The organism is Streptomyces sp. NBC_01261 (genome assembly GCF_036226385.1).
GTDB lineage: Bacteria > Actinomycetota > Actinomycetes > Streptomycetales > Streptomycetaceae > Streptomyces.
This window is the reverse complement of sequence record NZ_CP108463.1, coordinates 3,467,302-3,483,110: the sequence shown is the minus strand read 5'-3', so window position 1 is coordinate 3,483,110 and position 15,809 is coordinate 3,467,302. Positions and strand designations below refer to the sequence as shown.

Here is a 15,809-nt window from a genome sequence, read left to right as displayed (position 1 = left end):
CCGTGAGAACTGCTGACCTTCTACTGCCGATAACTACTGATCGCGCATAACTGACCGTGTACTGCGGGTCGTTCTGCGACACCCCACTATGCCGGGGGAGTTGGGGACGAACGCCGGTGAGGCGGTGAGGTTCCTGTGAGACACCCCGCCGAAATCTGTCCCCCGACTGTGCCTGCCGTCGCGCCTACTGGCCGGCGAACTTCTTGCTGACCGAGTCGTACACACCCTTGGCCACATCACCCAGCCGCGGACCCGCCAGCCAGCCCGAAGTCACGGGCCCGATCGAGGTGTTGGACACCAGTGACGGCTTGCCGTCGGAGCCTGTCTCGACCCAGCCGCCACCGGACGAACCGCCGGTCATGCTGCATCCGATGCGGTACATCGTCGGGTCCGAGGCGTTGATCGACAGCCGCCCCGGCTTGTCCGTGCACTGGTACAGCGTCGAACCGTCGTACGGCTTCGCCTCGGGGTAGCCGGTCGCCGTGAGGCTGGACACCTTCGGCACGGCCGGCGCGGTGAAGTTCACCGGAAGAGCCGAACCGACCGTCTCCTCAAGGGACTTGCCCCCGTTGCCCTTCTCGGGCGTCACATGGATCACGGCGTAGTCGTACGACGAACCCTGCCCGCCCGTCTCGCCGCCCTGGTCGATCCACTGCTGCGAGGTCTGCGCCCAGTCACCCCACCAGACACCGTACGGAGCGACCTGGTCCCGGGTCGCCGTCTCCAACTGCGCTGCGGAACGGCCCGCGTTGTTGTACGACGGCACGAACGCGATGTTGCGGTACCAGCCGCCCTTCTTGCCCGCGTGCACGCAATGGCCCGCCGTCCACACCAGGTCGGACTTGCCCGGGTGCGCCGGGTCCTCCACGACCGTCGCCGAGCAGACCATGGTGCCCTCGGGGGAGTCGAAGAAGACCTTGCCCGCCGTCGCCGCGTTGGCGTGGTACGTGGGCGTCACGGCCTTCGCGTTCACCACCGCGGGCGTCGGGTCGGTCACGCCCTGGTCGCCGGAGATGTCGTTGGCGTCGACGCCCGTGTCCGGGTCGTTGGCGTCCCGCATCCGGCCGGAACTCCACAGCCCCTTGATGATCGGGTTGATGTAGTCGTCGGCCTCGCGAAGCCAGTCGTCCCTGTTCCAGTTCTTCCAGGCGCCGTTCTTCCACTTGTCGATGTCGATCCCGTGCTCTTTGAGCTTGTCCCTGATGTCGTCCGGGATCTTGATCTTGCCGTCACCGGTGTCACCGCTGGTGGCGGACGCGGTGGACTTGCCGTCGGCCTTCGTGTCACTGGAACCGCACGCGGTCGCGGTGAGCGCGAGCGCCGAGGCGAGGGCAACTGCGGCCAGTACGGGGGAGGTTCCGCGACGCGCGCCCCTCCCACGACGGGCGGTGAAGGTTGGGCGTATCGATCGCATGGTCTTGACTCCCCCTGGGTGAAAGGATGTTGCGCTTCCGGCTGCGATCTCCGCGAACTCGCAGCCTTCGGAACGGCATCACACACTATGCGCTCGCTGTGGGGGACTTCCCACGGGACGGCAACGGTTCCGTCACGGCAAGGATCTTGGGACAACCCGTAACCCCGTGGGCGGTGCGGGGTTGGTAGCGAGGGGGCCCGCTGTCGACGCGCGGTCCCCTGCGCTTGTGTGGACGGGCTTGGCGGTGTGTCTGCGGTGAGGCTGGAGGGCGGCCGTGGGGCGTCGGTCGGTGGGCGGGCCGTACGAGGGGCTCCTGGGGCGCGAGTTGGGGTGCGGGCGGTACGAGCGCGCCCTGCGGAAGTGCATCGGTACGTCGGCTGGCCCGTACCGGTACCCCGACCGGTCGCCACCGGCATGTCGAGGTGACTGCTCCGGAGGGTGGTGCGCCACCGGACGGCAACTCGGCTGATCCGCAGGGCCAGTTGCAGAACCACCAAGCTCAACACTCGCCAGAACAACGGGACTCGACCCCACACGATTCCCACTCCGAAACACCTCCCGAGGAACAGTCTTGAATCCCACGCCCACCTCCGACGGCCCCTCCCACGAGGCGAGCCCTCGACACACGCAGACCCTGGCGTCGGCCTCGGCCGAGGCCGTGCCTCGGCAGCAGCCCCGGAGCCCGGAAGCAGGTGAGCCGCGAGGTGCAACCATCACCGACCTCCTGGAGCACCCGGACCCCCACACCGCCGCCCAGGCCGCAGCCGTCGAGAACCTCCTGCGCTGCTGGGTACGCGAAACGAACCTCCCCGCTCCCACCAACGGCACCCTCCACATTCCCCTCACCGCCAGCGGCACGGCCCTGCTCGCCCAGGTCCACTACTGGTCCCCGACGGGCTGGCACCGCTTCGGCCTTCCCTACCTGTCAAACGCTCCCCACGGCGCACCACCGCCCGACGCGGTGACGGTCGCGGCGTTGCTCGCCAGGGAGGCAGGGTGGGCCGGCCGTGCTGTCGGGGTTGCTGACGTATCGGCAGTTCCCGGCGCACCGCCGGTCGTTGATGAGGAGGAGACAACGGCAGCGACAACGGCGCCGGCAACAGAACTCGCAGCGGCACCCGAAACCGTGACCGACCTGGTGGCCCGTGTAGCCGACTCCGTCCGCCGTACCGTCACTTTCATCACCGACCGCCGTGCACACCCGGCCGACGGTCCCGATCTCTTCCTCTCCGCCGAACAGGCACTCCTGTTCGGCCACCCGTTGCACCCGACCCCGAAGAGCCGCGAGGGCCTCTCCGAGACCGAAGTCCGCCTGTACTCACCGGAGTTGCGCGGCTCCTTCCCGCTGCACTGGCTGGCTGTCGCCCCTTCCGTACTCGCGACCGACTCGGCCTGGACCGAACGCGGCCGACCTGTCCCCGCCGCTCATCTCACAGCCCGACTCGCCGGCCCCGAACTGCCGCTGCCTGAGGGCCACGCCGCTCTTCCCCTCCACCCTTGGCAGTGGCGCGAGATCCAACACCGAGCCGATATCGCGGCCTTGCTCGACGCCGGCCTGATCCAGGACCTCGGCACCCATGGCGCCCCGTGGCACCCCACCTCCTCCGTACGAACCGTCCACCAACCCGGCGCCTCCGCCATGCTCAAGCTGTCCCTGGGCCTCCGCATCACCAACTCCCGCCGAGAGAACCTCCGCAAGGAACTCCACCGAAGTGTCGAGGTACACCGCCTGCTGCGCACCGGCCTGTCCCAGCAGTGGCGTGCCGCCCACCCAGGCTTCGACATCGTCCGCGACCCGGCTTGGCTGGCCGTCGACGCGTTGGACGAGTGCGGCGCCGACCGTGCCAGGGGTGGGGAGCGTGATGCCCGGGTGCCCTTGGCCGGAATCGACGTGGTGATCCGGCACAACCCGTTCAGCGCGTCCGATGACGTGTCCTGCGTCGCCGGGCTCGTCTCACTTCGGCCGTACGAGGAGCGGAGCGCCACCGTTGGCGGACCGGCGGCAGCCTCAGACACGAGCCACTTCAGCCTCTCCGCGTCCGGCACACCGCTGTTGCGGTCCCGTCTGGCCGAGGTCGTCACGGGCCTCACCGCACGAACCGGCCGGTCGCGCGGAGCCGTCGCCGCCGAGTGGTTCCTGCGCTACCTGGAGCAGGTCGTCCGTCCCGTGCTGTGGCTGGACAGTGAGGCGGGGATCGCCCTGGAGGCGCACCAGCAGAACACCCTGCTTCTGCTGGACGGTGAAGGTTGGCCCGTGGGCGGCCGGTACCGCGACAACCAGGGCTACTACTTCCGCGCATCCCGGCGCGCGGAACTCGACGCCCGGCTGCCCGGCATCGGCGAACACAGCGACACGTTCGTCTCCGACGAGGTCACCGACGAACGCTTCGCGTACTACCTCGCGATCAACAACGTGTTCGGTCTCATCGGAGCGTTCGGCTCACAACGTCTCGCCGACGAGTGGCTGTTGCTCTCCGCCTTCCGCCGATTCCTCGGCGACGTGGCCTCCGGTCCCGCCCGGCTGCGTACCTCCCTGCCGGCCCGCCTGCTCGACTCACCCGTCCTGCGCTGCAAGGCCAACCTGCTGACCCGGCTGCACGGCCTCGACGAGCTCATCGGCCCGGTCGACACCCAGTCCGTCTACGTCACCATCGCGAACCCCCTTCGTTTCTGATCGTCACCGTCACCACCAGCAGGTTCGAATGCACCAGCTACCTCCAACTTCGATCGCCACAGACCCCCTTCAACCTCAACCTCGACCGCCAATAACCAATCCCCGACCACCGCCGACCCCTTACGCCCTGAGGAACATGACCCACCCCCTCTCCTGAGAGGAGCGCCACCGTGCCTCCCACCGATGCGAGCGCCGACACCGCGACTGCTACCCGCTCCGATCTAGGCACCAGCGCGAGTGCGAGCCAGACTCCCGGTACGGACGGCGAGGACACCCTCGACCTCCGCCTGCCCGAGGAGTTCATCGCGCTCTTCGCTGAGGCGGACGACGCAGCCGACGCGGTAGCCCATGACGCTGTAGCTCCCCGTGCGGCGCCCCACGACGAGGTAGACCACCACGCATCGGCTCCCCGTGAGGCCGCCCTCGGCGAGGCCGGCACCATCGGGCTACGGAACCCGCCGGAGGGCACGGAGGGCACGGCGCAGCCCAACTCCGCCGTCCCGCCCGACGTAGACGCCCCACCTACCTCTGGCTTCTCCCTCAACTCCCATATCCCGCCCGGCGACGACCTCCTCGACCGCGTAGCCGACTGGGGCCCGACCAACACCTCCGCAGGCGCCTTCCACCTCCTCCCCGTCGACATCGAACGCGACCTTCCGCTGATCGACCGCTGGATGAACGACCCCGCCGTCGCAGAGTTCTGGGAACTGGCCGGCCCCCGGGCCCTGACCGAGGACCACCTGCGCGCCCAACTCGCCGGTGACGGACGCAGCGTTCCCTGTCTCGGCGTGCTGGACGGCACCCCGATGAGTTACTGGGAGATCTACCGGGCGGATCTCGACCCTCTGGCTCGCCACTACCCCGCCCGACCGCACGACACCGGCATCCACCTCCTCATCGGCACGGTCACCGACCGAGGACGAGGACTGGGCGGCACCCTGCTCCGGGCCGTCGCCGACCTCGTACTCGACAAGCGATCCACCTGCGCCCGTATCGTCGCGGAACCCGACATTCGCAACACCCCTTCCGTAGCCGCTTTTCTGGGCGCCGGTTTCCGGTTCTCCGCCGAGGTCGACCTGCCCACCAAGCGGGCCGCCCTCATGGTCCGAGACCGTTCCTTGCGCGATCTGCTGTAGCGCCACGTGGCAGCGCCATCACTTTTGGTACACCGCTCGGGTCGATCGGGTTCCCACTCCCTCGAAGCGGATTCTGGCCGCCACGCCCCGACCGCCCGACCCCGCCGCCCAACCCGCCTCCGAACCGACCGGATCCCCGAACAATCCGAGCCGACCCTGCCGAACCAATCCACCAATCCCAGCCCCCGAACCAAATCCGACCCCACCCGCAACAACCCGACCCCATCCTGGACAACCCGAGCCAGCCTCGAACAACCCGAGCCCACCTCGAACCAAACCAGCCCCAACCAGCACCCCGTCCGCCCCCAAAACCAACCCCCTCCGCCCCGAACCGATCTCCACCTGCCCCGAACCGAACCAACCCGATCCCCATCCGAACAAGACCCACCCCCACCCAAAAGTCCCCGGTCGAGATCCACCCCTTCCCCTCGCCTTGATCGCCCGGCTGTCAGTCCCGCCCCGTAGGCTGGTCGCGCTATGACGAAGCCCTCACTCCCCGAACTCCTGCATGCTGCCGTCACTGCCGTTGGCGGTTCGGAGCGCCCCGGCCAGGTGACCATGGCCGAAGCCGTCGCGGAGGCGATCGACGACGGCTCCCATCTGCTGGTCCAGGCCGGCACCGGCACCGGCAAGTCGCTCGGCTACCTCGTGCCAGCGCTCGCGCACGGGGAGCGTGTGGTCGTGGCGACCGCCACCCTCGCGCTCCAGCGCCAGCTCGTGGAGCGCGACCTGCCGCGCACGGTCGACGCGCTGCATCCCCTGCTGCGCCGCCGCCCTCAGTACGCGATGCTCAAGGGCAGGTCGAACTACCTGTGCCTGCACCGGCTCCACGAGGGCATGCCGCAGGACGAGGAGGAGGGTCTCTTCGACCAGTTCGAGGCGGCCGCCCCCACCAGCAAGCTGGGCCAGGACCTGTTGCGGCTGCGTGACTGGACCGATGAGACCGAGACCGGCGACCGGGACGACCTCACACCCGGAGTCTCCGACCGCGCGTGGGCGCAGATCTCGGTGTCCTCCCGCGAGTGCCTGGGCGCCCAGAAGTGCGCTTATGGGGCGGAGTGTTTCGCGGAGGCGGCCCGCGAGCGCGCCAAGCTCGCCGACGTCGTCGTCACGAACCACGCACTGCTCGCGATCGACGCCATCGAGGGCGCCCCCGTCCTTCCGCAGCACGAGGTGCTGATCGTCGACGAGGCTCATGAACTGGTCTCCCGGGTCACCGGAGTTGCCACCGGCGAACTCACCCCGGGACAGGTCAACCGCGCGGTGCGTCGCGCCGCGAAGCTGGTCAACGAGAAGGCCGCCGATCAGCTCCAGACCGCCGCGGAGGGCTTCGAGCGGATGATGGAGCTTGCCCTGCCTGGTCGCCTGGAGGAGATCCCGGAGGACCTCGGTTACGCCCTCATGGCGCTGCGTGACGCCTGTCGCACGGTGATCTCCGGGATCGGCGCCACCCGCGACAAGTCCGTGCAGGACGAGGACGCCGTCCGCAAGCAGGCGCTGGCCTCCGTAGAGGCCGTACACGACGTGTCGGAGCGCATCACCAACGGCTCCGAATGGGACGTCGTCTGGTACGAACGCCACGACCGCTTCGGCGCCTCCCTGCGCGTCGCCCCCATGTCCGTGTCGGGCCTGCTCAGGGAGAAGCTCTTCACGGACCGCTCGGTGACCCTGACCTCCGCGACACTGAAGCTCGGCGGCGACTTCAACGGCGTGGGCGCCTCCCTCGGCCTCGCCCCCGAAGGCACCGCCGGCGACGACCTGCCGCAGTGGAAGGGCGTCGACGTGGGCTCGCCCTTCGACTACCCGAAGCAGGGCATCCTGTACGTCGCCAAGCACCTCGCGCGCCCCGCGCGGGACGGCGATCGTGCCGACATGCTGGACGAGTTGACGGAGCTGATCCAGGCGGCCGGCGGTCGCACCCTGGGCCTCTTCTCCTCGATGCGGGGCGCCCAGCTCGCCGCAGAGGAGTTGCGCTCCCGCATTCCGGAGTACCCGATCCTGCTCCAGGGCGAGGAGACGCTCGGCGAGCTGATCAAGAACTTCGCGGCCGACCCGAAGACCTGTCTCTTCGGCACGCTGTCGCTCTGGCAGGGCGTCGACGTCCCCGGAGCCAGCTGTCAGCTGGTCGTCATGGACAAGATCCCGTTCCCGCGCCCGGACGACCCGCTGATGAGCGCCCGCCAGAAGGCGGTCGAGGACGCCGGGGGCAACGGCTTCATGGCGGTGGCCGCCACACACGCGGCGCTCCTCATGGCCCAGGGAGCCGGCCGTCTCGTCCGCGCGTCGGGGGACCGAGGGGTGGTCGCCATCCTCGACCAGCGGCTCGCAACCGCCCGCTACGGCAGCTATCTCAAGGCGTCACTGCCCGACTTCTGGTACACCACGGACCGCAACCAGGCCCGGAGGTCGCTGGCCGCGATCGACGCGAAGGCGAAGCAGGAGGAAGCCGAAGCGGAGTGATCCGGGGCCGTGTTGGCCCGGTACGCCGGGTCGACACGGGATCGACGACCGGCACCGGATCGACGACCGGCCGTCACCGGGGTCCGGACAGCACAGGACCCCGGAACCGGCGCAGGGGTCCCGGGGTCCGGTCAGGGGGCCGGGCCGATGAGGCCCGCCCGCCGCGGCCGTCACACGCGCCGCAGCACTGCCACCACCTTGCCGAGGATCGTCGCGTCGTCGCCGGGGATCGGCTCGTAGGCCGAGTTGTGCGGGAGGAGCCAGACGTGGCCGTCCTCGCGCTTGAAGCGTTTGACGGTGGCCTCGCCCTCCAGCATGGCGGCCACGATGTCACCGTTCTCGGCGACCGGCTGGCGGCGCACGGTGACCCAGTCGCCGTCGCAGATCGCGGCCTCGATCATCGAGTCACCGACGACCTTGAGGACGAACAGCTCACCGTCACCGACCAGTTGGCGGGGGAGGGGGAAGACGTCCTCGACCGACTCCTCGGCGAGGATCGGTCCACCGGCGGCGATCCGGCCCACCAGGGGGACGTACGACGCGGCGGGCTTGCCCGCGGTGTCCGTGGGCTGCACCGACGAGGACTGGTCGCTGCCGCGGACCTCGTACGCGCGCGGGCGGTGCGGGTCGCGGCGCAGGAAGCCCTTGCGCTCCAGTGCCATCAGCTGGTGTGCGACCGAGGACGTGCTGGACAGGCCCACGGCCTGGCCGATCTCGCGCATCGACGGCGGGTAACCCCGTCGCTGCACCGAGTCCCTGATGACCTCGATCACCCGGCGCTGCCGGTCCGTGAGCCCCGAGCTGTCCGCCCGGATACCGGGAGGTCGGCCCGGCAGGGAGCGCTTGTGTCCCTCGGGATTCGCGGCTTCGTTCATTGCATGCACCGGCTCGAGTCGGCCCTGGGAGCGATCCTGGGCAGTGATGGTGGCACTGTCTGCGGTGGTGGTCACGTCGGCCCCTCTCGATGGTCTCCCTGCTGGACAACGGTAGTTGCTTTCGAAAGGTTGCGCCAAACACACGTTCGAGTGAAAAAGTACAGTTAGCCTGTTGTGATCACGCGTCTGGGTGTATGGCCAACGCGGCACCTGGCGGACAAAAGGGCTCATTGTCGTACTCTTCGCCGCCGTGGTGGTGACCTCGTGGGTTGTCGCCTCAGTCTGCCACCCGGTGTCCCGGCAGCCGGGGGCCGGTCCCGTTCTGTGCGGGAGCCCCACGTCTCCTCCGTGCCGCGCTCACGGTATCTCCGTAAGCGGCCTGGCGGTACGGCTGCGCGCCCGCGTGTTCCGGGTGACGGGGCAGTCGTATGGCACATGCCGATACGGTGCGACACGCGCGTACGGCGTGTTTGTGTGAGCCAATCACCACATCTAGTGGTTGGATTGCGGCAGCAGCCCAGAAGTTGTGGTCCCCCGGGTCTCCAGAGTCTCGGTCATCGCCTATGCTTGGGGCTGCTTCGAGAGGCCCAAGGGGTCTCACGAGGCTATTGAGTCTGCTGCGAGGGAGGGTTGGAGACCATGCACTGCCCCTTCTGCAGGCACCCCGACAGTCGTGTCGTCGACAGCCGTACGACCGACGACGGCACGTCGATCCGCCGGCGCCGCCAGTGCCCTGACTGCTCCCGTCGTTTCACGACCGTGGAGACGTGCTCGCTCATGGTGGTCAAGCGGTCCGGAGTCACCGAGCCGTTCAGCCGTACCAAGGTCATCAACGGTGTGCGCAAGGCATGCCAGGGACGGCCTGTCACCGAGGACGCACTCGCTCAGCTCGGTCAGCGGGTCGAAGAAGCGGTGCGGGCCACCGGAAGCGCCGAACTGACCACCCATGACGTCGGGCTGGCCATACTCGGTCCGTTGCAGGAGCTCGACCTCGTCGCCTATCTGCGATTCGCCTCCGTCTACAGGGCGTTCAACTCCCTTGAGGACTTCGAGGCCGCGATCGTGGAGCTGCGCGAAGTGACCCCAGGCCCCGCCGTGGACGACGAAGACGCGGTATCGGGGAGCCAGGAAGACGACGGCGGGACCGGAGGGACTGTTCAGGTCCCCGTGCCCGCCCACTCCGCCGACTGACCGACGGGCCGGCACCGGGCGGAGGCCCCGGGTCCGGCCGGGCGGCGGCGAACCAGGACTTGTTGCGGGGCCATGAGCTGTGGGCGCCCGCGGCATCAGACAAACACTCTGCCACGGGAACATCGTGGCATTTTCGGGCGTTTTTGCCTGTAGAGGGAGGCGGCATGACAGAGACGGCGAGCGGTCCGGCACGAGGTTCCCGCGCGAAGGGCACCAAGACCACCAAGGGACTGCGCATCGAGCGTATTCACACCACCCCCGGCGTGCACCCGTACGACGAGGTGGAGTGGGAGCGTCGTGACGTCGTCATGACCAACTGGCGCGACGGCTCGGTCAATTTCGAGCAGCGTGGCGTCGAGTTCCCCGCCGAGTGGGCGGTGAACGCGGTCAACATCGTCACCAGCAAGTACTTCCGCGGTGCCGTGGGCACCCCGCAGCGCGAGGTGAGCCTCAAGCAGCTCATCGACCGCATCGTGAAGACGTATCGGAAGGCCGGCGAGGACCACAGGTACTTCGCCTCGCCCGCCGACGCCGAGATCTTCGAGCACGAGCTGGCGTACGCCCTCCTGCACCAGGTCTTCAGCTTCAACAGTCCCGTCTGGTTCAACGTCGGGACCCCGCAGCCCCAGCAGGTCTCGGCCTGCTTCATCCTGGCCGTCGACGACTCCATGGAGTCGATCCTCGACTGGTACAAGGAAGAGGGCATGATCTTCAAGGGCGGTTCCGGCGCCGGCCTGAACCTGTCCCGCATCCGCTCCTCCAAGGAGCTGCTCTCCTCCGGGGGCAACGCGTCGGGTCCGGTCTCCTTCATGCGCGGCGCCGACGCATCCGCGGGAACCATCAAGTCCGGTGGCGCCACCCGCCGCGCGGCCAAGATGGTCATCCTGGACGTCGACCACCCCGACATCGAGGACTTCATCCAGACCAAGGTCAAGGAAGAGGAGAAGATCCGCGCGCTGCGTGACGCGGGCTTCGACATGGACCTGGGCGGCGACGACATCACGTCGGTCCAGTACCAGAACGCCAACAACTCGGTCCGCGTGAACGACACGTTCATGAAGGCCGTGGAGAACGGCGACAAGTTCGGCCTGACGTCCCGCATGACCGGCGAGGTCATCGAGGAGGTCGACGCCAAGCAGCTCTTCCGCAAGATGGCCGAGGCCGCCTGGGCCTGCGCCGACCCGGGCATCCAGTACGACGACACCATCAACCAGTGGCACACGTGCCCGGAGTCCGGCCGTATCAACGGCTCGAACCCGTGCAGCGAGTACATGCACCTGGACAACACGTCCTGCAACCTCGCGTCGCTGAACCTGATGAAGTTCCTGAAGGACGACGGCAAGGGCCTCCAGTCCTTCGAGGTCGAGCGCTTCGCCAAGGTCGTCGAGCTCGTCATCACCGCGATGGACATCTCCATCTGCTTCGCGGACTTCCCGACGCAGAAGATCGGCGAGAACACGCGCGCGTTCCGCCAGCTCGGCATCGGCTACGCCAACCTCGGCGCCCTGCTGATGGCGACCGGCCACGCGTACGACTCCGACGGCGGCCGTGCCCTCGCCGGTGCCATCACCTCCCTGATGACGGGCACGTCGTACAGGCGCTCCGCCGAACTCGCCGCGGTCGTCGGCCCGTACGACGGCTACGCCCGCAACGAGCAGCCGCACCTGCGCGTCATGAAGCAGCACGCCGACGCCAACGCCGTGGCCCCGCGCACGGACGACCTGGACACGCCCATCTGGGCCGCGGCCACGGAGTCCTGGCAGGACGTGCTGCGCCTCGGCGAGAAGAACGGTTTCCGTAACTCGCAGGCCTCCGTCATCGCCCCGACCGGCACCATCGGTCTCGCGATGTCCTGCGACACCACCGGACTTGAGCCCGACCTCGCCCTGGTCAAGTTCAAGAAGCTGGTCGGCGGCGGCTCGATGCAGATCGTCAACGGCACCGTCCCGCAGGCCCTGCGTCGCATGGGCTACCAGGAGGAGCAGATCGAGGCGATCGTCGCCCACATCGCCGACAACGGCAATGTGATCGACGCCCCGGGGCTCAAGCAGGAGCACTACGAGGTGTTCGACTGCGCCATGGGCGAGCGTTCCATCTCCGCGATGGGTCACGTCCGCATGATGGCCGCCATCCAGCCCTGGATCTCCGGCGCGCTCTCCAAGACGGTCAACCTGCCGGAGACGGCGACCGTCGAGGACGTCGAAGAGGTCTACTTCGAGGCGTGGAAGCTGGGCGTCAAGGCGCTCGCGATCTACCGCGACAACTGCAAGGTCGGCCAGCCCCTCTCCGCGAAGACCAAGGAGAAGGAGAAGGTCGAGGTCACCGCCAAGGCCGAGGAGACCATCCGTACCGCGGTCGAGAAGGTCGTCGAATACCGCCCCGTCCGCAAGCGTCTCCCCAAGGGCCGCCCGGGCATCACGACCTCCTTCACGGTCGGTGGCGCCGAGGGCTACATGACCGCCAACTCCTACCCGGACGACGGTCTCGGCGAGGTCTTCCTGAAGATGTCGAAGCAGGGCTCGACCCTCGCGGGCATGATGGACGCCTTCTCGATCGCCGTCTCCGTAGGCCTGCAGTACGGCGTGCCCCTGGAGACGTACGTCTCCAAGTTCACGAACATGCGCTTCGAGCCGGCCGGTATGACGGACGACCCGGACGTACGGATGGCACAGTCGATCGTCGACTACATCTTCCGTCGCCTGGCGCTCGACTTCCTGCCCTTCGAGACGCGCTCCGCGCTCGGCATCCACTCCGCCGATGAGCGCCAGCGTCACCTGGACACCGGCTCGTACGAGCCGGCGGAGGACGAGGTCGACGTGGAGGGCCTGGCCCAGTCGGCGCCGCGCGCCCAGGAGTTGAAGGCCGTGGCCGCACCTAAGGCCGTGGTCGAGGCGGCCAAGCCCGCCCTGCAACAGGTGCACACCAGCGCCGAGCTGGTGGAGATGCAGCTGGGCATCCAGGCCGACGCCCCGCTGTGCTTCTCCTGCGGTACGAAGATGCAGCGGGCCGGTTCCTGCTACATCTGCGAGGGGTGCGGCTCGACCAGCGGCTGCAGCTGATCAATCGCATCTGCTTGAAGTGAACTAGCTGGTCAGGGCGGTGGAGCCGATATCCGGGCTTCACCGCCCTCAGCATGTCCGGGCCCGGGCCGAATCCGGTTTCCCAGCGGAACGATCAGCGGTTAATCTCCCTCGACGTGCATGACGCGCATAGCGTGCGCACAGGGGAGGGTGGGGGCATGGTCGACAATTCCGTCGAGCCCGAAAAAGGTATGAGGGCGGGGGCCCAGGCAGTCGCGGCGGTGGTCGTGGTCGGGGGTGTCGTAGGCGGCATGTGGGGACTCGGAGGAGTCCTGCCGAAGACGTCGCAGCAGGACAGCAAACCGGCGACCTGCACGGCGAGCCAGGACAAGTCCCTGCCGGCGAAGTACGTCTCGCCGGTGCAACTCTGCACGGCACTGAACCGATCGGATCTTCCGGTGCTCCTGGGGACCCCGGACGAGCACGCGGAGACCGCCGGGGGCAGTGCGGGCTGGATGACGCTCGCCGGTGGCACCAAGATCGCCAGCCCCGAGGCCGACGTAGACCTGACGACCTACTCCGTACGGCTGTCGGCGTCCTACGACGACGTTCCCGTCGCCGAGGCGGCCCGCTACGTTGACTCGACCTCAGAGGTGAAGATGGTCCTGGGGCACCCGGCCGTCCTCTACTCGGACCGGACCATCGCCATCAGCTTCAACCTCGGTGGAGGCAAGGCTAGTACGGGCCCCGGGGGCATCGCCCGCAGCCTGCTGGTGTCCACGAGCGCGAAGGACGGCGGCGACTCCTTCGAGATATCCATCTGGCGTCAGGACGACGTGCCGCCCGACGACGAGGCGCTGTTCCGCATCGCCGAGGAGGTGCTGCCGACGGTCCCGGGCTGGACCGCCGGCTGACGCGCCGTCCGCGACGGGCTCAGGGCTGCTGTGCCCTGCCCATCGTCCTGGTGAAGGTCGCGGGGTCGTCCTCGAAGCCCCGGATGCCGGGATGGAAGTCCCAGCTTCCGGACTCGTCCCGGACGAACTCCCCGACCGTCGCCGCCGTAGCACCGAGGACGTCACCGAAGTCGTCCTCGGTGAGGACGGTGTACCCCTCGCGGATGCGCAGCTTCGGGTTGAGGACGTTGACGAACGTGCGGTGGGCGACCCGCTGTTGGATAACCACACCGACCACCACGCGCGCGTACCGCTCGGAGAGCCGGTCGAGCTCCAGGGTCATGACCTCGTCCCAGCCGAAGCCTTTGCCGTCCTTGCTGTCCCGGTTGAGATAGATGGTGCCGTCGGGCGAGCGGCTGTCGAAGTGCACCGCGTACGCGGGAGCGCCGTACAGATCGCCCGCCACATACGTGGTGGCGACGATGTCCAGATCGACGGGCGGCTGCCCGGTGGGACTCGGATCCCACTGGAGCCCGACTTCGGCCTTGCGGATCCCCTTGTTGAGGCCGTTCACCACAGTTCCCCTTCCCCGTTCGCCTCGATCGCGCGCCCCAACTACTGGGCGATCAGCCTTCGTTGTCCATCGTGCCACGTGCGCGGGGGCGCATGCGCCGACGATCTCAGCCGGAGCGTGACCGGCGCCACGCTCCAGGGCCTTACGATGGCGCGGTGCTGGTCAAGTGGATTCGCTGCACCGTGGTGGACCGCCGCGGCTTCGAGCGCGGGCAGCGAAAGTGGGCGGGGCTTCTGGGGGAGCCGGGATTTCGGGGACAGGGGGGAGGCTGGAGCAGAGCGCGGCCAGGGGTGGCACACATTTTCGCGTTCTGGGAAAGCCGTGCCTTCTACGACTCCTTCATGGCCCGATCCCACGACCGGCTGGCGTCGGCCCAGGTGGGCACCTTCAAGGACGCGCAGGTCAAGCTGTTCGATCACCGCTTCGACGTGAAGACCGGCTTCGAGCCGCGCTTCACCGACGCGGACCTGGTGCGGGTGGCCCTGTGCCGTGTCCACGAGGAGCGTGCCGAGCACTTCACGCTGATGCAGGAGAAGGTCTGGAACCCGGCGATGGCCGGTTCCCCCGGCATGCTCCGCGGGCTGTTCGGCGAGGCTCCGGGACACGAGTTCATGGTGCTGTCGATGTGGCACTCGGCCGCCGAGCACGGTAAGTACCGCACCGAGCGGATTGAGCGGCTCGCCCTGCGGGCCCAGATCGAGGCGGACATCGACTCCCTCACGGGAGACATCGTCCAACTGGAACCGTCCTGGACGGTTTGAAATCCGAACTGACGCCACTGGCGTCCCGCTGTGTGAATCGTGCGCCCCTATGTGGCCGATCGGGCAGAATTCGTGTGACCTACGCCGTATGGAGCCCGTACGAGTGCTCGATATGCCGTCTTTCGATCTAGGGTTTTGGCATGGCACGACCACGGCGCATCGTCCTTGTCCGGCACGGCGAGTCAACGGGCAATGTTGATGACACTGTGTACGAGCGTGAACCCGACCATTCCCTGGCGCTGACCGACCAGGGCTGGCGACAGGCGGAGGAGACCGGAAAGCGGTTGCGGGAGGTGTTCGGCCGCGAGCGCCTCAGCGTGTACGTCTCCCCGTACCGCCGTACGCACGAGACCTTCCGCGCCTTCCACCTCGACCCCGACCTCGTCCGCGTACGGGAGGAACCTCGGCTGCGCGAACAGGACTGGGGGAACTGGCAGGACCGCGACGACGTACGCCTCCAGAAGGCGTACCGGGACGCGTACGGGCACTTCTTCTACCGCTTCGCCCAGGGCGAGTCCGGCGCAGACGTCTACGACCGGGTGGGCGGCTTCCTGGAGAGCCTGTACCGCAGTTTCGAGGCCCCCGACCACCCGCCGAACGTGCTCCTCGTGACCCACGGCCTGGCGATGCGGCTCTTCTGCATGCGATGGTTCCACTGGACGGTCGCGGAGTTCGAGTCGCTGTCGAATCCGGGGAACGCCGAGATGCGGATGCTCGTTCTGGGAGAGGACGGCCGGTACGCGCTGGACCGGCCGTTCGACAGTTGGCGAGACCCGGAGCCGTACGGGATCACCGGATAGGGTGGCCGACC

11 protein-coding genes are annotated in these 15,809 nt (G+C 68.2%); 8 read left to right on the top strand and 3 right to left on the bottom strand.

What is annotated here, in order from left to right; translation table 11 throughout:
• Positions 1-184: 184 nt before the first annotated feature.
• Positions 185-1,414 (bottom strand): trypsin-like serine peptidase, encoded by a 1,230-nt coding sequence (locus tag OG226_RS14880; protein ID WP_328678090.1) that lies wholly within the window; start codon positions 1,412-1,414, stop codon positions 185-187.
• A 571-nt stretch (positions 1,415-1,985) separates the two neighbouring features.
• On the opposite strand from OG226_RS14880, the gene OG226_RS14875 reads away from it, so the two are divergent.
• From OG226_RS14875 to OG226_RS14865, 3 genes are all read left to right on the top strand, one after another.
• Entirely contained in the window at positions 1,986-4,088 is a 2,103-nt protein-coding gene (locus tag OG226_RS14875; RefSeq protein ID WP_443066887.1) for an IucA/IucC family protein, read from the top strand.
• Between the two features lie 170 nt (positions 4,089-4,258).
• Complete coding sequence (locus OG226_RS14870; RefSeq protein WP_329349207.1) at positions 4,259-5,224, top strand: GNAT family N-acetyltransferase; 966 nt, start codon at positions 4,259-4,261, stop codon at positions 5,222-5,224.
• 477 nt (positions 5,225-5,701) lie between these two features.
• Entirely contained in the window at positions 5,702-7,684 is a 1,983-nt protein-coding gene (locus OG226_RS14865; protein WP_329349206.1) for an ATP-dependent DNA helicase, read from the top strand.
• Between the two features lie 170 nt (positions 7,685-7,854).
• Here OG226_RS14865 and lexA read toward each other — a convergent pair whose 3' ends face one another.
• Positions 7,855-8,634, bottom strand: a complete 780-nt coding sequence (lexA, locus tag OG226_RS14860; protein ID WP_026151025.1) for a transcriptional repressor LexA — start codon at positions 8,632-8,634, stop codon at positions 7,855-7,857.
• Positions 8,635-9,198: 564 nt separating this feature from the next.
• Here lexA and nrdR point away from each other — a divergent pair.
• The 3 genes from nrdR to OG226_RS14845 all read left to right on the top strand — a co-directional run bounded on the left by nrdR (position 9,199) and on the right by OG226_RS14845 (position 13,684).
• On the top strand, positions 9,199-9,750 hold the full coding sequence (gene nrdR, locus OG226_RS14855; protein ID WP_328678080.1) for a transcriptional regulator NrdR: 552 nt from the start codon (positions 9,199-9,201) through the stop codon (positions 9,748-9,750).
• A gap of 164 nt (positions 9,751-9,914) precedes the next feature.
• Positions 9,915-12,809, top strand: a complete 2,895-nt coding sequence (locus OG226_RS14850; protein ID WP_328678079.1) for a vitamin B12-dependent ribonucleotide reductase — start codon at positions 9,915-9,917, stop codon at positions 12,807-12,809.
• 179 nt (positions 12,810-12,988) lie between these two features.
• Entirely contained in the window at positions 12,989-13,684 is a 696-nt protein-coding gene (locus OG226_RS14845) for a DUF6215 domain-containing protein (RefSeq protein ID WP_328678078.1), read from the top strand.
• A 19-nt stretch (positions 13,685-13,703) separates the two neighbouring features.
• Here OG226_RS14845 and OG226_RS14840 read toward each other — a convergent pair whose 3' ends face one another.
• On the bottom strand, positions 13,704-14,237 hold the full coding sequence (locus OG226_RS14840; protein WP_329349205.1) for a TerD family protein: 534 nt from the start codon (positions 14,235-14,237) through the stop codon (positions 13,704-13,706).
• A 155-nt stretch (positions 14,238-14,392) separates the two neighbouring features.
• On the opposite strand from OG226_RS14840, the gene OG226_RS14835 reads away from it, so the two are divergent.
• Both OG226_RS14835 and OG226_RS14830 read left to right on the top strand, forming a co-directional pair.
• Entirely contained in the window at positions 14,393-14,998 is a 606-nt protein-coding gene (locus tag OG226_RS14835; RefSeq protein WP_328678075.1) for a YdbC family protein, read from the top strand.
• A 140-nt stretch (positions 14,999-15,138) separates the two neighbouring features.
• The gene (locus tag OG226_RS14830) at positions 15,139-15,798 is read left to right on the top strand and encodes a histidine phosphatase family protein (protein ID WP_327400834.1); all 660 of its coding nucleotides are present in this window, start codon (positions 15,139-15,141) and stop codon (positions 15,796-15,798) included.
• Positions 15,799-15,809: the final 11 nt, after the last annotated feature.